A 17,526-nucleotide genomic window follows, 5' to 3' on the forward strand; every position below is an offset into this window, starting at 1 on the left:
CGGGGTCGGGGGACTGGCTCGCGGGACCGGCTCGGGGGAGTGGCTGGGGGACGAGTGGGACATAAGGCGTGAAGCTGCCCACCCTCTGTGCGGTGTCAGCGGGATCAGGCAGCATGGCCTGCATGTCCGTACTCACGCGCGACGAAGCGCAGCTCCGAGCACAGCTCCTCGACGTCCACCGCTACACCGTCGAACTGGACCTCACGACCGGGGACGAGACCTTCGACTCCCGTACCGTGATCCGGTTCACCGCGCGGTCCGCCGGGGACACTTTCGTCGAGCTGAAGCCCGCCGAGTTGCGCGCTGTCACGCTCGACGGGGCGCCCCTCGACCCCGAGTCGCTGCAGGACGGCCGGCTGGCGCTGACGAACCTCGCCGCGGGCGCACACGAACTGCGTGTCGACGCGGCCATGCGTTACTCCCGTACCGGCGAGGGCATGCACCGCTTCACCGACCCGAGCGACGGCGAGACGTACGTCTACACGCAGATGTTCATGGACGACGTCCAGCGCGTCTTCGCCGCCTTCGACCAGCCCGACCTCAAGGCCGTCTTCGAGGTCTCCGTCAAGGCGCCCGAGGGCTGGACCGTACTCGCCAACGGCGTCACCGAGCACCGGGGCGACGGCGTCTGGCAGGCCGCACCCACCCCGCTGATCTCCACCTACCTGGTCGCCGTCGCCGCCGGCCCCTGGCACTCGGTGCGCACCGAGCACCAGGGACTGCCCTTCGGCATCCACTGCCGCCGCTCCCTCGCGCCGTACCTCGACACCGACGCCGACGAGATCTTCGACGTCACGCGCGCGTGCTTCGACCGCTACCACGAGAAGTTCGAGGAGCCGTACCCCTTCGACTCCTACGACCAGGCCTTCGTCCCCGAGTTCAACGCGGGCGCCATGGAGAACCCGGGCCTGGTCACCTTTCGCGACGACTTCGTCTACCGCTCCGCCGTCACCGACACCGAGCGGCAGACCCGCGCCATGGTCATCGCACACGAGATGGCCCACATGTGGTTCGGCGACCTCGTCACGCTCAAGTGGTGGGACGACATCTGGCTCAACGAGTCCTTCGCCGAGTACATGGGCTACCAGACCACCGCCGAGGCAACCCGCTTCACCGGTCCCTGGACCGAGTTCGGCGTGACCCGCAAGGCCTGGGGCTACGACGCCGACCAGCGGCCCACCACCCACCCGGTCGCCCCCGAGAAGGTCGACGACACGGCCTCCGCGCTGCTCAACTTCGACGGCATCTCCTACGCCAAGGGCGCCTCCGCGCTGCGCCAGCTGGCCGCCTGGCTCGGCGAGAAGGACTTCCTCGCCGGCATCAACACCCACTTCGCCCGGCACAGGTTCGGCAACGCCACCCTCGCCGACTTCATCGACTCCCTCGCCTCCGCCACCGACCGCGATGTGCCCGCCTGGGCCGACAGCTGGCTGCGCACCACCGGCGTGGACCAGCTCACGCCGGTCATCGCCGCCGCCGACGGCAGCTGCACCCTGACCGTCGACCGCACGGGCGCCCGCCCGCACCGCCTCACCGCCGGCCTGTACGACCACGACGTGGCCGACGAGGGCCGGCTGGTGCTGCGCGAGCGCCTCGACGTCGACGTCCCGCAGACCGCCCCGCAGCCCATCGGCAAGCGTCCCGCGCTGCTGCTGCTCAACGACCGCGACCTCACCTACGCCAAGGTCCGCTTCGACGCCGAGTCCTTCGCCACGGTCCGCTCCGGCCTGTCCGGCCTGCCCGACCCGCTCACCCGCGCGGTCGTCTGGAACGCCCTGCGGGACGCCGTGCGCGACGGCGAACTCCCGCCCGAGGCCTACCTGGAGGCGGCCCGCGCCCACCTCCCGCGCGAGACGGACCTGGCCCTCGCCCAGGGCGTCCTCGCCTTCGCCTCCGGGCAGATCGCCGACCAGTACCTGAGGCCCGAGGACCGCCCGGCCGCCCTGTCGACCCTCACCGCCCTCTGCCGCGACCTGCTGCGCCGCACCGAGGACGGCGACCACCCGGGCCTGCGCCTGATCGCCGTACGGCACCTGATCTCCGTGGCCGCCCACCCCGACACCATCGCCGCCTGGCTCGCCGACGGCACGGTGCCCGGCGGTCCGGAACTCGACCCCGAGCTGCGCTGGCGCATCCTCGGCCGGCTCGCCGCGCTCGGCGCCACCGACGAGGCCGCCATCGCCGCCGAGCTGGAGCGCGACCCCTCCGCCACCGGCCAGGAGGGCGCCGCCCGCTGCCGGGCCGCCCTGCCCGACCCGGACGCCAAGCGCGCGGCCTGGGAGGCGATGTTCGCCGGCGACGACCTGTCCAACTACCTCTTCACGGCCACCGCCCAGGGCTTCTGGCAGCCCGAACAGGCCGGTCTGGTGCGGGAGTACGTGCCGCGCTTCTACGCGGACGCGGTCGCCGTCAGCGCCCGGCGCGGCCCCGCCATAGCGGTCGCAGCCGGCCGCTGGGCCTTCCCGGCGCATGCCGTCGACACCGAGAACCTGCGGCTGGGGGAGGCCTGTCTGCGCGACGCCGACCCCACCCCGGCCCTGCGCCGCACCCTCGCCGACCGTCTCGACGACCTGGCCCGCGCCCTGCGGGTGCGCGGCAGGCAGGAGCAGGGGGCGCAGGCGGAGAACGGCGGACAGGAGGAACGGAAGGGAAAGGGGCTGCCGGAGAAGCAGATCCGGTGATCCGGGGCGTGGCTGGTCCCTGCCGTCGCGCCGGCGCTCAGCGGGCCCGGGACCACGGGGAGGACTCCGGCGGAGGGGGCTGAACGGCTCGCCCGAAACCCAGGCTCTTCCCCAACACGCCTTCCTCACACGGCAGTACCCACTTTCGGGTGCGATCGTCGTTCTTTCGGGACAAGCGGTCCTCTTCCCGTACAAGCTGGATACCGAAGGTCAGCTTATGAGCGGGAGGACAGCCGATGAGCGGTGCGGAACCTCTGCATACGCCGCCCCTCGCCTCGGGCCCCCACGGTCCCGGCACCCTGCGCCCCCTCCTCGGCACCGTCCTCGACGCGCTCGCGGCCGGAAGCCGGGAGCGCGGGGGGCCGCTGCCCGCCGGGGGACCCGAGGCCGTCGCCGCGCGCGTCGCCGATGTCCTCGGGGACGTCCTGGCGGACCACGGCGACCCCGATGCCCTGCACGCGCTCGTGCAGGCCCTGGCGGAGGGCGCCGCCGATCCGGCCGACCCGCTGTGCGCCGCCCATCTGCACTGCCCCCCGCTCGCCGTGGCCACCGCCGCCGACCTCGCCGTCAGCGCCCTCAACCCGTCCCTGGACTCCTGGGACCAGGCCCCGGCCGCCTCCGCCCTGGAAGCCGCCGTCACTCGCGCACTCGCCCACGCCGCAGGGCTCGCCGACGCCCTCGTCACCTCCGGAGGCACCGAGTCCAACCAGCTCGCCCTGCTGCTGGCGCGCGAGGCCCACGGCGGCAGCGTGCGCCTCGTGTGCGGGGCCAACGCCCACCACTCGCTGCCGCGCGCCGCCTGGCTGCTCGGCCTGCCCGACCCGGTCGTCGTCCCGGCCGCGGCCGGGACGCTCGACCTCGCCGCCCTCGACGAGGCCCTCACCGCGCTCTCCGGCCCACTGCTGGTCGCCGCCACCGCCGGCACCACGGACGCCGGGCTCATCGACCCGCTGCCGGAGATCGCCGGACTGTGCACCGCCCACGGCGCCCGCCTGCACATCGACGCCGCCTACGGCGGTGGCCTCCTCTTCAGCGACCGGCACCGGGAGAAACTCGCCGGCCTGGAGGCCGCCCACACCGCCACCCTCGACCTGCACAAGCTCGGCTGGCAGCCGGTCGCCGCCGGCCTCCTCGCCGTCGCCCGCCCCGCCGAACTCGCCGTGCTCCACCACCGTGCCGACTACCTGAACGCCGACGACGACACCGAGGCCGGACTCCCCGACCTGCTCGACCGCTCCCTGCGCACGACCCGCCGCCCCGACATCCTCAAGACCGCCGTCACCCTGAAGACCCTCGGCCGCACCGGACTCGGCGCCCTGGTCGACCACGTCTGCGCCCGGGCAGCCGAGTTCGCCGCGCTGATCCAGGAACACCCCGGCTTCGAGCTGTACGACCGGCCGGTGATCAGCACGGTCCTGTTCCGGCCCGCAGGCGCCGCCGACGACACCGTGGCCGCCGTACGCCGCAGGCTGCTGCACGAGGGCCGGGCCGTCCTGGGGCGCGCCCGGCTCGACGGCCGGCTCTGGCTCAAGGCCACGCTCCTCAACCCGCACACCCGGCCGGGCGACCTGGCCCAGCTCCTGAAACTCGTGGAAGAAGGCACCCTCGCATGACCAACCCCCCATGCCACGAGCCGGCCTCCCCCCGCGACCTGGTCGGTATCGGCATCGGACCGTGCAACCTCTCCCTGGCCGCCCTCGCCCATCCGCTCGCCGAACTGGACGCCGTCTTCTACGAACAGCGCCCCGGCTTCGACTGGCACCCCGGCCTGCTCATCGAGGGTGCCACCATCCAAGTGCCCTTCCTGGCCGACCTGGTGACCCTCGCCGACCCGACCAGTCCCTGGAGCTTCCTGAACTACCTCAGAACGCACGAACGGCTCTTCCCCTTCTACTTCGGCGAGCGCTTCCACATCCAGCGCGCCGAGTACGACGCCTACTGCCGCTGGGTCGCGCAGAGCCTGCCCGGGCTGAGATTCGGCCACCAGGTCGACTCGGTCTGCTGGAACCCCGAACGGGACGTGTTCGAGGTGGACTTCACCCAGCTGGGCGCCGACGGCGAGACGGAGGCCCTGGGCCGTACCTACACCCGGAACGTCGTCATCGGCGTCGGCACCGCTCCCTATGTGCCCGACGCGCTCCAGCCGCTGGTGGACGCCCCGGGCGTGCCCGTCATCCACGCCGCCGACTACCTGGACCACCGCTCCGCCGTCCTGGCCGCCGAGCACGTCACCGTCGTCGGCTCCGGACAGTCCGGCGCCGAGGTCTTCCTCGACCTGCTGCGCCACCGCCCCGCCGGCCGCGAGAAGCTGCACTGGATCGGCCGCAGCGAGGCGTTCGCGCCGATGGAGTACTCCAAGCTCGGCCTGGAGCACTTCACGCCCGACTACACCCGCTACTTCCACGCCCTCGCCGAGCCCGTCCGCGACCGGCTGGTCGCCGCCCAGGGGCAGCTGCACAAGGGCATCGACGCCGGCACCCTCGCCGCCATCCACGACGAGCTGTACCGGCGCACCCTGCACGGCGGCTGGCCCGACGCCGTCCTCACCCCCGGCGTCCGGGTCCGTACGGCGGGCCGCATCGCCACCACCAAGATCGAGCTGCATCTGGAACACCTCCAGCAGAACAGCCGCTCCCGGCTGACGACGGACGCCGTCGTCCTCGCCACCGGCTACCGGGAGCGCCCTCTCGGCCGCCTGCTCGCCGGGCTCGACGCCTATGTGCGCCGCGACAGCAGCGAACGCCCGCGGATCGACGAGGAGTTCCGGCTCGTCCTCGACCCCTCGGTCACCGGCTCGGTGTACGTCCAGAACGCCGAACTGCACACCCACGGTGTCGGCGCGCCCGACCTCGGCCTCGCCGCCTGGCGCAGCGCCGGCATCCTCAACTCCCTCACCGGAAAGGAGCCGTACACGCTGCCCACCCGCACGGCCTTCACCACCTTCGGCCTCCAGGAGTCCCGGCCCCGGATCCCGCGGGCCCGGCAGGCACCGCGGCTCACACCGCTGGTCGAAGTGAGGTAGGGAACGGCCGGCCGGCTCGCTCATCGGAGCGAGTCGCCGCACAATTCAACACTTGTCAATAAGGCTTCACCCAAAGGTTGTTGAGCGGACATCCGCTCCGGAATCGCTACCCGCGGGTAAGGCCTAGGCTCGACTTATGCGCCGAGCAAAGATCGTCTGCACTCTGGGGCCCGCCACCGACTCGTACGACCAGATCAAGGCACTGGTCGAGGCCGGAATGGACGTCGCCCGGTTCAACCTCAGCCATGGCACGCACGTCGAACACGAGGAGCGATATCAGCGCGTGCGCAAGGCGGCCGACGAAACCGGCCGCAGCGTCGGAATCCTCGCCGACCTTCAGGGTCCGAAGATCCGGCTCGGCCGATTCGCCGAAGGACCGGTACTCCTTGAACGCGGCGACACCTTCACCATCACCGTGGAGGAGGGCGTCGAGGGCGACCGGCACCAGTGCGGCACCACCTACGGCGGTCTCGCGGCCGACGTCACCCCCGGGGAGCGTGTCCTCGTGGACGACGGAAAGGTCTGCCTGGAGGTCATCGCCGTCGACGGCCCCCGCGTCCGCACCCGCGTGGTCGAGGGCGGCGTGATCTCCGACCACAAGGGCCTGAACCTCCCCGGAGTCGCCGTCTCCGTCCCCGCCCTCTCCGAGAAGGACGAGGACGACCTGCGCTGGGCGCTGCGCACCGGCTTCGACGTCATCGCCCTCTCCTTCGTCCGCACCGGTGACGACGTCAGGCCCGTGCGCCGCATCATGGCCGAGGAGGGCCGCCGCCTCCCGGTGATCGCCAAGGTCGAGAAGCCGCAGGCCGTGGCGGACCTCGACGGCATCGTGGCCGCCTTCGACGGGCTCATGATCGCGCGCGGCGATCTGGGCGTGGAGATGCCCCTGGAGCAGGTGCCGATCGTGCAGAAGCGCGCGGTCAAGCTCGCCAGGCGCAATGCCAAGCCGGTCATCGTCGCCACCCAGATGCTCGACTCGATGGTCGACAGCTCCCGGCCGACCCGCGCCGAGGCCTCCGACGTGGCCAACGCGGTCCTCGACGGCACGGACGCGGTGATGCTCTCGGGCGAGACGAGCGTGGGCAAGTACCCGGTCGAGACCGTGCGCACCATGGCGAAGATCGTCTCGGCGGCCGAGGAGGACATGCTCGCCAAGGGCCTGCCGCCGCTGACCGAGCGGAACAAGCCGCGCACCCAGGGCGGTGCGGTCGCCCGGGCCGCCGCCGAGATGGGTGACTTCCTCGGCGCGAAGTTCCTGGTGGCGTTCACCCAGTCGGGAGACACCGCCCGCCGGCTGTCCCGCTACCGCTCGCCGATCCCGCTGCTCGCCTTCACCCCGGAGCCGGCCACCCGCTCCCAGCTCAGCCTCACCTGGGGTGCCGAGACGTTCCTGGGGCCGCATGTGGACTCCACCGACGCCATGGTCGACCAGGTGGACGAGCTGCTGCTGAAGTACGGCCGCTGCGAGAAGGGGGACGTCGTGGTGATCACGGCGGGTTCCCCGCCCGGTGTCTCGGGCTCGACCAACATGGTCAGGGTGCACCACATCGGCGAGGACGACAGCCCGAAGTAGGGAGGCCTACGACGACGAAGGGCCCCTCATCGAGAGGGGCCCGCCAAAAGGGCTGACCTTGGAATCCAAGGAAAAGTGCCCCGAGTCGGACTCGAACCGACACTGTACGGGTTTTGAATCCGTTGCCTGCTGCCAATTGGGCTACCGGGGCTCGCAGAATCCAAGGTTTCCCCCGACCCTCCGCGCGTCCACCATACCGTAGCTAGGTAGGCTCTTGTAAGCAGTGCCCTGCCTGAACGAGGAGCCCCCGTGACCGCCGAGTCGCCCCAGCCCGAAGACGCGCCCGACGACGACAAGTCGCACGTGCCTCCGCTGACGACCCGTGTCGTCATCGCCGAGGACGAGGCCCTGATCCGGCTCGACCTGAAGGAGATGCTGGAGGAGGAGGGGTACACCGTCGTCGGTGAGGCCGGCGACGGCGAGCAGGCCGTCGAGCTGGCCCGCGAGCACAAGCCGGACCTGGTCATCCTGGATGTGAAGATGCCCAAGCTGGACGGCATCTCCGCGGCCGAGAAGATCGCCGAGGAGTCCATCGCACCGGTCCTGATGCTCACCGCCTTCTCGCAGCGCGACCTCGTCGAGCGCGCCCGGGACGCCGGCGCCATGGCGTACCTGGTCAAGCCGTTCAGCAAGAGCGACGTGGTCCCCGCCATCGAGATGGCCGTCTCCCGCTTCACCGAGCTGAAGCAGCTGGAGAAGGAGGTCGCCGACCTCACCCAGCGCCTGGAGACCCGCAAGCTGGTCGATCGCGCGAAGTCCATCCTGCAGACCGAGTACGGCCTGACCGAGCCGGCCGCGTTCCGCTGGATCCAGAAGACCTCCATGGACCGTCGCATGTCGATGCAGCAGGTCGCCGAGGCGGTCATCGCGGACAGCGAGGAGAAGAAGGCGGCCAAGAAGGGCTGACTCTTCCCGCCGACGTTCCCCGCGCCGACCAAGGGGCGCGGGGAACTGCGCGACCGGACACGACGGAGCCGCGGTGTCCGGCCGAACCGGCGGAGCTGGGGGGTGTCGTTTGGATCATCCCGGCGTCGCGGGCCTAGTCCTCGCCCAGGTACGCCTTGCGGACCGACTCGTCGTGCAGCAGATCCTGGCCCGTGCCGGACAGGACGATGTTGCCGACCTCCATGACATGACCCTGGTCGGCGAGTGAGAGCGCCGCCTGGGCGTTCTGTTCGACCAGCAGGATCGTCGTGCCCTGCGACTTCAGCTCGGAGATCGTCGCCATGATCTTCTGCATCATGATCGGCGACAGACCCATGGACGGCTCGTCCAGCATCAGCAGCTTGGGCTGGGACATCAGGGCGCGCCCCATGGCCAGCATCTGCTGCTCACCGCCGGAGAGGGTGCCGGCGGCCTGCTTGCGCCGCTCCCCGAGGATCGGGAAGAGGTCGTAGGCGCGCTGGATGTCCTTCTCGATGCCCTCCTTGTCCTTGCGGAGGAAGGCGCCGAGCTGGAGGTTCTCGGCGATGGACAGGCGGGGGAAGATGTGCCGGCCCTCGGGGGAGTGGGCGAGCCCCAGGGCGACGATCTTGTGCGCCGGTACGCCGGTGAGCGGCTTGCCGTCGAACACGATCTTCCCGGACGTGGGCTTGAGCAGCCCCGAGAGCGTGCGCAGGGTCGTCGTCTTGCCGGCGCCGTTGGTGCCGATGAGGGTGACGACCTGGCCGGCCTCGACGCTGAACGAGATGCCCTTGACGGCCTCGATCTTGCCGTAGGCGACCCTGAGGTCCTCGACCTCCAGCAGTGCGGTCACTGGGCCTCTCCCTTGGTGGTGCTGGTGCTCTCCGCGTCGGCAGCCCCGTCGGACTCCGCGTCGGATTCGTCTGCCGGACCGGCGTCGGACTCCGCGTCGGACTCCTCTGCCGGACCGGCGTCGGACTCCTCTGCCGGACCGGCGTCGGATCCGGCCTCGGCGGCGGCCTCGGCGGCCTCGACCTCTGCGGCCTCCGCCTCCCCGGGGTCGCCCTCGAAGGGTTCGCCCAGGTAGGCGGCGACGACGCGCTCGTCGGCCTGGACGACCTCGGAGGTGCCCTCGACGAGCTTCTCGCCCTGGACGAGCACGGCGACCCGGTCGCACAGGTTGAAGATGAACCGCATGTCGTGCTCGATGACGAGGACGGCGACGCCCTTGTCCCGGATGGCGAAGACCAGTTCCTCCGTCGTCCGGGTCTCCTGCGGGTTCATGCCGGCCGTCGGCTCGTCGAGCAGCAGCAGGCCCGGCTCGCTCGCCAGTGCCCGCGCGATCTCCAGCTTGCGCTGCTCGCCGTAGGGCAGGTTGCGGGCGAGGTGGTCGCGCTTGGCGTCGAGGCCGACGAACTCCAGGAGTTCCATGGCCTTCGCCTCGGACTCCTTCTCGGCCTTGCGGAACCCGGGGCCGCGCAGCAGCGCCGACCACAGGCCCTCCTTGGTCCGCGTGTGGCGGCCCACGAGGACGTTCTCCAGCACGGTCATGTTCGCGAAGAGCCGGATGTTCTGGAAGGTGCGGGCGATGCCCGCCTGCGTCACCAGGTGCGGCTTGGGCGGCAGCACCTTGCCCTGGTAGGCGACCGTGCCCTCGGTGGGGACGTACAGACCGGTGAGGCAGTTGAAGAAGGTGGTCTTGCCGGCGCCGTTCGGGCCGATGAGGCCGACGATCTCGCCGCTGTTGACCGTGAAGTCGACGGACCGGACGGCGGTCAGACCGCCGAAGCGCATCGTGACGTCACGGGCTTCGAGTACAGGTGTCGTCATGGTTCCTTACGCCCCTGCCTTGGTGACGGCCGGATCGTCGGTCAGCGTCGCTTGCGCCGGTACGTCGAGCTGGCCGGTCTCGTGGAACTCCAGCTGGCGGCGGCGGTTGGCGATGATGCCCTCCGGGCGGAAGCGCATCAGCAGGATCAGCGCGATGCCGAAGGTGAACAGCTCGTAGTTCTGCAGGAACTGGAGCTTCTCCGGGACCAGGTAGAGGACGCTCGCGCCGAGCAGCGGGCCGCTGACGGTGCCCATGCCGCCGAGGACGACGGCGGCCAGGAGGAAGGCCGAGTTGGGCGGGGCGGCGCCGGCGAACTGGTAGGGCTGCGGGTTCACGCTGAAGTTGACGTGTGCCATCACGGTGCCGGCGAGGCCCGCGAGGGAGGCACCGAGGGCGAAGGCGATCAGCTTGACGCGGAAGCCGTTGATGCCCATGGCCGTGGCGGCGGTCTCGTCCTCGCGGATGGCGATCCAGGAGCGGCCGATGCGGGAGTCGGCGGCGCGGGTGAAGACGAGCACGACGATCGCCGTGACGACGAGCATCAGGAGCAGGTAGTTGGCGAACCGGCCCAGGGTGAATCCCCCGATGTCGTGCGCCTCGCCCAGGTTGAAGCCGAAGATGTTCAGATCCGGGATCTGGGTGATGCCGTTGGGGCCGCGGGTGATGTTCGGCCCGGAGTCGCCGTCGAGGTTGTTGACGGTGATACGGAAGATCTCACCGAAGCCGAGCGTGACGATGGCCAGGTAGTCGCCCCGCAACCGCAGGGTCGGCGCGCCGATCAGCACACCGAAGACCAGGGAGGCGGCCATGCCGGTGAGGGCTGCGGCCCAGAACGGGAAGTGCACACCGGAGAACCGGGAGTACTCCGAGCCGGAGACCAGGGCGGCCGCGTAGGCGCCGACACCGAGGAACGCGACGTAACCGAGGTCGAGCAGACCGGTGAGGCCGACGACGATGTTCAGTCCGAGGGCGACGGTGGCGAAGATCAGGATGTTCACGCCGACGTTGGCGTTGTGGTCGTCGCTCTGGGTGAAGGGGAAGACCACTGCGGCGACGAAGGCGAGGGTCGCGGCGAAGCCCTTGTGCTGTGCCGAGATCGTCGCGTAGCGGTCGACGAGACCGGTGTGGACGAGACCCCAGGTGGCGAAGGCGACGAGGAGCATGAAGCCGATGAAGGTCTCGCTCGCGTCGTTGTCGATGCCGATGCCGTAGGTGAAGGTCACCAGGGCGATCCCGACGCCGGCGGTGATGATCCCGCGCCCGGCGAGCGGGGACACCGTGCCGGGGCGCGGCTGCTGCGGCTTGGTGACGTAGCCGCGGAGGCCGGTGCCCGGAGCCGGGTGGGGCAGGGCGAGGGCGCCGACGACGGGCAGCGCGGAGGCCGCCATCGCGACAAAGGCGCCGGGGTCGAGGTTGACCAGACCGCCGAGGTCGACGGCGATGGCGATGCCGGTGAACCAGCAGACGGAGAACGCCGACAGGGCCGTCAGCAGCACGGGGGAGGCCGCGTTCGCCGGGTTCAGCCAGCGCAGCCCCTTGACGTTCCACAGAGTGAGCCCGAACAGCAGGGTGAGGGCGCCGGCCACGAGGGCAAGGGTCTGCAGGCCCGCCGGGTATCCGTAGTAGGTCAGGTCGCCGGGGAATTCGGGCGTCCAGGTCCAGCTGAGGAAGGTGCTGGCGATGGTGCCCACGGCGCCGACGGCGATCAGCAGACGCGCGACGGCGAGGGGCAGCGGGACGAGCCCGCGCCCGGCAGCCTCGGCCGGGGTCTGGGTGGTGGTGTCGGTCATGCTGCTCACGCCCTGTCCGCGACGCGTTCGCCGAGCAGGCCCTGTGGCCTGAAGAGGAGTACGAGGATGAGGAGGACGAAGGCCCACACGGCGGCCCAGCCGCCGCCGCCGAGCTGCTGCATGCCGGGGATGTCGGCGATGTAGGCGGTGGCCATGGCCTCCGCGATGCCGAGGACGATGCCGCCGAGCATGGCGCCGTAGATGTTGCCGATGCCGCCGAGGACGGCCGCGGTGAACGCCTTCAGACCGGCGATGAAGCCCATGTCGTAGGAGACGGAACCGTACTTGAGGCCGTACGAGACACCGGCGACGGCCGCGAAGAAGCCGCCGATGGCGAAGGCGATGACGATGATGCGGTTGGTGTCGATGCCCATCAGCTGGGCGGTGTCCGGGTCCTGGGCGGTGGCCTGCATGGCGCGGCCGGTGCGGGAGAGCCGGACGAAGAAGGCGAGGACCGCCATGCACACCGGGGCAGCGATGATCAGGAAGACGTCACCGCTCTGCACGGTCACGGAGCCGAGGTGCAGCGGGCCGAACGGCAACTGCGGGAAGACCCGGGCGGACTTGGCGTCGCCGTCGATGTTGTACCAGTTGAAGACCGCCTGCTGCAGCGCGAGCGACAGACCGATCGCGGTGATCAGCGGGGCGAGGCGTGGCGCGCCGCGCAGCGGACGGTAGGCGAAACGCTCGGCGCCGACGGCGATGAGCACGGCGACCAGTGCACCGCCGATCAGCATCGCCGGCAGGGCTATCCACATGGATATGCCGTCCGGCAGGACGAGGTAGACCGTGAGGGCGCCGAAACCTCCGGTCATGAAGATCTCGCCGTGGGCGAAGTTGATGAGCTGGACGATGCCGTACACCATCGTGTAGCCGATGGCGATCAGCCCGTACATCGAGCCGAGGAACAGCCCGTTGGCCAGCTGCTGCGGCAAGGTGTTCACCGCATGGCCTCCATGTGGGTGGGGAGAGTCAAGGGGGGTAGAAGGCGGGCCGCGCGGTGACGGTGGTCTGCGCCGCGCGGCCCTGGTGAGGCGGTGTGCTCGGGTGGGTTACTTCGGGTTGGCCGTGCCGCTCTTGACGGACTTCCACTCACCCTTGGTGACCTGGTAGACGGTCAGCTGCTTGTTCGTGGTGTCGCCGTACTCGTCGAACGAGATCTTGCCGGAGATGCCGTCGAAGGAGGTCTTCTGGACGGCGTCGACGACCTGGCTGCGGGCGTCGGACGGAATCTTGCCGTCCTTCACGACCTGGCCGACGGCCTTGATGATCGCGGTGGTGGCGTCGTAGGAGTACGAGCCGTAAGTGCCGTAGTCACCGGGGTACTTCTTGGCCTTGTAGGTGGCCACGAAGTCCTTGGCGGCGGGCAGGGTGTCGACCGGGACACCGATGGAGGTCACCAGGTCGCCCTCGGAGGCCTTGCCGGCGGTCTTGATGTAGGTCGGGGTGAACATGCCGTCGCCGCCGAACAGCGGGATCTTGGCGCCGGCGTCCTTGAGCTGCTTGGTCAGCACCTCGGACTCGTCGTACTGGCCGCCGTAGTACAGAATGTCGGCGCCCGAGTTCTTGATCTTGGTGACCAGCGTGGAGAAGTCGCGGTCACCGGTGTTGACGTGGTCCGTGCCGATGATCTTTCCGCCCTGCTTGACGAACTGCTCCTTGAAGATCTTGGAGAGGCCCGCGCCGTAGGTCTGCTTGTCGTCGACGACGAACGCCTTCTTCTTGTGAATGCCGTTGTAGGCGTAGTCCGCCGCGTAGGCACCCTGCAGTGCGTCGGTGGTCGCGGTGCGGAAGTAGGTCTTGAACGGGCGGGACTTGCTGGTCTGCCAGTTCTTGCCCTGGGTCAGCTCGACTCCCGTGTTGGACGGGGAGATCTCCACCAGGTTGGCGGTGGCGAAGACCTGCTGCATCTGCGTGGCCACACCGGAGTTGAGCGGGCCGACGACGCCGAGGACGCTCTTGTCCTGGACGAGCTGGGTGGCGTTCTGCTGGCCGGTGGCGGGGATCGCCTTGTCGTCCAGCGGCTTGATCTTGAAGGTGACGCCGGGGACGGTCTTGTTCTTGTTGGCGTCGTCGACGGCGATCTGGGCGCCGTACTGAATACCCAGACCCGTCGCGGAGTTCTGGCCGGTCAGCGGGGCGTCGACGCCGATCGTGACCGTCACGTTGCCGCCGTCGCCGCCCTTGTTGTCCTTGTCGCGGGAGCCACACGCGGTGAGAGTCAGAGCTCCGGTGGTCAGCACGGAGGTAAGAATCACCAGAGAACGCTGTCGCACAATCGATCCTTTCCGCAGGCACATTCCACCCCCGGAACAAGGGGAGCGGTGGGTGCCGCGCCGGTACCGAACTCCCGATGGAGCGGTGACTGGCGGTGACTCTAAGCGTGTGTAGGGAACGTGGAGGAGAGCTTGACCAAGGCTGTGACGCTCTTGTTATGACACGGGGTAATGCAGAGCGGTACAGCGTGGGGTGGAAAACAGGAATTCAGGCCGATTCACCCCGTCCGCATTCTGAGAACCCGCAGGACCCACCATGATCAGTTCAGGTGTCTCAGGCGATTTGCTAATGACGCATCACTGTTGCTGCAGGCGACTTCCGGGGACCCCGAGGGGCGTTGTCCACACCGGGAGGCGGGAGTGAATGCACAAATGTATATTGCACGCGTATTACGGAGAGTTACGCGGGGGAAAAGAAGACGAGGCTTCCGGGCGGACTCGTGGGCCGTCGGCTGATCTGCCGTCAAGTCTTCGAGGGGTACGGCGGCTTGGCGGGGCCGCGTGGGCCCCGCCGAGTCGACGTCAGGCGCCCGCGCCCCGGACGCGCGCCGCGTCGTCCTTGTTCACGTCCCGCAACAGGCAGGTCAGCCGGGCACTGCACACCCGGCGGCCCTCCTCGTCGCTGATCACGATCTCGTACGTCGCCGTCGAACGGCCCCGGTGCACCGGCGTGGCCACACCCGTCACCAGGCCCGAACGGACCCCGCGGTGGTGCGTGCAGTTCAGGTCCACTCCCACCGCGATCTTCGAGTGGCCGCCGTGCAGCATCGAGCCGACCGAACCCAGGGTCTCCGCCAGCACCGCGGAGGCGCCGCCGTGCAGGAGGCCGTACGGCTGGGTGTTGCCCTCCACCGGCATGGTCCCGACGACCTTGTCCGGCGATGCCTCCAGGATCTGCACACCCATGCGCGTGCCGAGGTGCCCGGCCGAGAACAGGGCGGGCAGGTCGACACCGAGCGCGGCGTACTCGTCGATGATCTCCTGCGGGAACTTCACTCGCTGCTGCTCGCCCATGGGCCCGGCTCCGTTCTTGGTCCAGCTGACTCCTGGCTGAGCAAACGCTCAGTCGGTCGCCGATTGTTCCAGACGGCCGTCCGTGGCCCCGGTGTGACGTTCGAGACGTACGACCACGGACTTGCTGGCCGGAGTGTTGCTCGTGTCGGCGGTGGCGTCGAGCGGGACCAGGACGTTCGTCTCGGGGTAGTACGCCGCGGCGCAGCCCCGGGTCGTCGGGTAGTGCACGACCCGGAAACCGGGCGCCCGCCGCTCCACGCCGTCCTTCCACTCGCCGACCAGGTCCACGTACGACCCCTCGGCGAATCCCAGCGACCGCGCGTCCTCGGGATGCACCAGCACCACCCGGCGCCCGCCCGTGATGCCCCGGTACCGGTCGTCCAGGCCGTAGATCGTGGTGTTGTACTGGTCGTGCGAGCGCAGTGTCTGCAACAGCAGCCGCCCCTCGGGCAGTTCGGGATACTCCACCCGCGCCGCCGTGAAGTTCGCCTTGCCCGTGGCGGTCGGGAAACGGCGCTCGTCGCGCGGGGCGTGCGGCAGCGTGAAGCCGCCCGGCCGGGCCACGCGCGCGTTGAAGTCCTGGAAACCGGGGACCACGCGCGCGATGCGGTCCCGGATCGTCGCGTAGTCCTTCTCGAACTCCTCCCACGGCACGACGCTGTCCGCGCCGAGCACCCGGCGTGCGAGGCCGCAGATGATCGCCGGTTCCGACCTCAGCTGCGGGCCCGCCGGCGCCAGCCGCCCGCGCGAGGCGTGCACCATGCCCATCGAGTCCTCGACGGTCACGAACTGCTCGCCGCTCGCCTGCAGGTCCCGCTCGGTGCGGCCCAGCGCGGGCAGGATCAGCGCCCGCGCGCCCGTGACGACGTGCGAGCGGTTCAGCTTGGTCGACACATGCACGGTCAGCCGCGCGCGGCGCATCGCGGCCTCGGTCACCTCGGTGTCGGGGGAGGCGGAGACGAAGTTGCCGCCCATGGCGAAGAACACCTTCGCCTCGCCGTCGCGCAGCGCGCGGATGGCCCGTACGACGTCGAAGCCGTGCTCGCGCGGCGGCGCAAACCCGAACTCCTTCTCCAGCGCGTCCAGGAAGGCCGGCGCGGGACGCTCGAAGATGCCCATCGTGCGGTCGCCCTGCACGTTCGAGTGGCCGCGCACCGGGCACACGCCCGCGCCCGGCCGGCCGATGTTGCCGCGCAGCAGCAGGAAGTTGACCACCTCGCGGATGGTCGGGACGGCGTGCTTGTGCTGGGTGAGGCCCATGGCCCAGCAGACGATGGTCCGCTGCGAGGCGAGCGCCATGCCGAGGGCCTGCTCGATCTCTTCCCGGGTGAGGCCGGTCGCCTTCAGCGTCTCGTCCCAGTCGGCGGCCCGGGCCGCGTCTGCGAACTCCTCGAAGCCATGGGTGTGTTCGCGGACGAACTCCTCGTCGACCGCGCCGTCCGTCTCCAGGATGAGCTTGTTGAGGAGCCGGAAGAGCGCCTGGTCGCCCCCGATGCGGATCTGCAGGAACAGATCCGTGAGCGAGGCGCCCCTGAGCATGCCCTTCGGGGTCTGCGGGTTCTTGAACCGCTCCAGGCCCGCCTCGGGCAGCGGATTGACGCTGATGATCTTCGCGCCGTTCGCCTTGGCCTTCTCCAGCGCCGAGAGCATGCGCGGGTGGTTCGTGCCCGGGTTCTGCCCGGCGACGATGATCAGGTCGGCCTTGTACAGGTCCTCGAGCAGGACGCTGCCCTTGCCGATGCCGATGGTCTCGCTGAGCGCGGACCCGGACGACTCGTGGCACATGTTGGAGCAGTCCGGCAGGTTGTTCGTGCCCAGCTCGCGTGCGAAGAGCTGGTACAGGAACGCGGCCTCGTTGCTGGTACGGCCCGAGGTGTAGAAGACGGCCTCGTCGGGGGAGGAGAGCGCGGCGATCTCCTCGGCGACGATGTCGAAGGCGCGCTCCCAGCCGACCGGCTCGTAGTGCGTGCCGCCCTCGGGCAGATACATGGGGTGCGTGAGCCGCCCCTGCTGACCCAGCCAGTAACCGCTCCGCGTCGCCAGGTCGGCCACGGAGTGCGCGGCGAAGAACTCCGGGGTGACCCGGCGCAGGGTGGCCTCCTCGGCCACCGCCTTCGCGCCGTTCTCGCAGAACTCCGCCTTGTGCCGGTGGTCCGGCTCCGGCCAGGCGCAGCCAGGGCAGTCGAACCCGTCCTTCTGGTTCACCCGCAGCAAGGTCAGCGCCGTGCGCCGCACGCCCATCTGCTGCTGGGCGATGCGCAGCGTGTGCCCGATGGCGGGCAGCCCCGCGGCCGCGTGCTTCGGCCCCGTGACCTGCGGAGCGTCCTGAACCGGATCACCCTTCGGCGGCTTCGTCGCCATCGCACGCTCCTCTTCGACTGCGCGGTCCGAGTACGCAGACGATCCTCCCACGCGCCACCGACAACGGTGCCGCCC

At 70.1% G+C, this 17,526-nt stretch carries 12 protein-coding genes and 1 tRNA gene; 5 read left to right on the plus strand and 8 right to left on the minus strand.

The window, feature by feature from the left end; genetic code table 11:
* Positions 1-122 precede the first annotated feature (122 nt).
* The 4 genes from pepN (at position 123) to pyk (ending at position 7,276) form a co-directional block, all read left to right on the plus strand.
* Complete coding sequence (pepN, locus tag ACIGXP_RS20340) at positions 123-2,681, plus strand: aminopeptidase N (RefSeq protein WP_399770108.1); 2,559 nt, start codon at positions 123-125, stop codon at positions 2,679-2,681.
* Positions 2,682-2,935: 254 nt separating this feature from the next.
* A complete protein-coding gene (locus tag ACIGXP_RS20345; protein ID WP_399770501.1) occupies positions 2,936-4,294 on the plus strand; it encodes a pyridoxal phosphate-dependent decarboxylase family protein in 1,359 nt (452 codons plus the stop codon).
* Positions 4,291-5,703, plus strand: a complete 1,413-nt coding sequence (locus ACIGXP_RS20350) for a lysine N(6)-hydroxylase/L-ornithine N(5)-oxygenase family protein (RefSeq protein WP_399770110.1) — start codon at positions 4,291-4,293, stop codon at positions 5,701-5,703. Before ACIGXP_RS20345 ends, ACIGXP_RS20350 begins: the two co-directional genes overlap by 4 nt.
* A gap of 136 nt (positions 5,704-5,839) precedes the next feature.
* Entirely contained in the window at positions 5,840-7,276 is a 1,437-nt protein-coding gene (pyk, locus tag ACIGXP_RS20355) for a pyruvate kinase (protein WP_363213617.1), read from the plus strand.
* A 76-nt stretch (positions 7,277-7,352) separates the two neighbouring features.
* Here pyk and ACIGXP_RS20360 read toward each other — a convergent pair.
* Positions 7,353-7,427, minus strand: a tRNA-Leu gene (locus ACIGXP_RS20360).
* Between the two features lie 98 nt (positions 7,428-7,525).
* Here ACIGXP_RS20360 and ACIGXP_RS20365 point away from each other — a divergent pair.
* A complete protein-coding gene (locus ACIGXP_RS20365; RefSeq protein WP_363213619.1) occupies positions 7,526-8,182 on the plus strand; it encodes a response regulator in 657 nt (218 codons plus the stop codon).
* 133 nt (positions 8,183-8,315) lie between these two features.
* On the opposite strand, the gene ACIGXP_RS20370 is transcribed toward ACIGXP_RS20365, so the two are convergent.
* From ACIGXP_RS20370 to ACIGXP_RS20400, 7 genes are all read right to left on the minus strand, one after another.
* Complete coding sequence (locus ACIGXP_RS20370; RefSeq protein ID WP_363213620.1) at positions 8,316-9,032, minus strand: ABC transporter ATP-binding protein; 717 nt, start codon at positions 9,030-9,032, stop codon at positions 8,316-8,318.
* Positions 9,029-10,009: an ATP-binding cassette domain-containing protein gene (locus tag ACIGXP_RS20375; protein ID WP_399770113.1), complete on the minus strand. Its 981-nt coding sequence runs from the start codon at positions 10,007-10,009 to the stop codon at positions 9,029-9,031. The genes ACIGXP_RS20370 and ACIGXP_RS20375 overlap by 4 nt, the downstream gene beginning before the upstream one ends.
* A 6-nt stretch (positions 10,010-10,015) precedes the next feature.
* Entirely contained in the window at positions 10,016-11,800 is a 1,785-nt protein-coding gene (locus ACIGXP_RS20380) for a branched-chain amino acid ABC transporter permease (RefSeq protein ID WP_399770504.1), read from the minus strand.
* Between the two features lie 5 nt (positions 11,801-11,805).
* A complete protein-coding gene (locus tag ACIGXP_RS20385) occupies positions 11,806-12,744 on the minus strand; it encodes a branched-chain amino acid ABC transporter permease (RefSeq protein WP_363213622.1) in 939 nt (312 codons plus the stop codon).
* A 108-nt stretch (positions 12,745-12,852) separates the two neighbouring features.
* Positions 12,853-14,061 (minus strand): branched-chain amino acid ABC transporter substrate-binding protein, encoded by a 1,209-nt coding sequence (locus ACIGXP_RS20390; protein WP_399770507.1) that lies wholly within the window; start codon positions 14,059-14,061, stop codon positions 12,853-12,855.
* A gap of 537 nt (positions 14,062-14,598) precedes the next feature.
* Complete coding sequence (locus ACIGXP_RS20395; protein WP_363213624.1) at positions 14,599-15,090, minus strand: hotdog fold thioesterase; 492 nt, start codon at positions 15,088-15,090, stop codon at positions 14,599-14,601.
* Positions 15,091-15,138: 48 nt separating this feature from the next.
* Entirely contained in the window at positions 15,139-17,451 is a 2,313-nt protein-coding gene (locus ACIGXP_RS20400; protein WP_399770116.1) for an FdhF/YdeP family oxidoreductase, read from the minus strand.
* Between the last annotated feature and the right edge of the window lie 75 nt (positions 17,452-17,526).

The sequence above is a fragment of the Streptomyces sp. NPDC053069 genome (assembly GCF_044546895.1).
Lineage (GTDB): Bacteria > Actinomycetota > Actinomycetes > Streptomycetales > Streptomycetaceae > Streptomyces.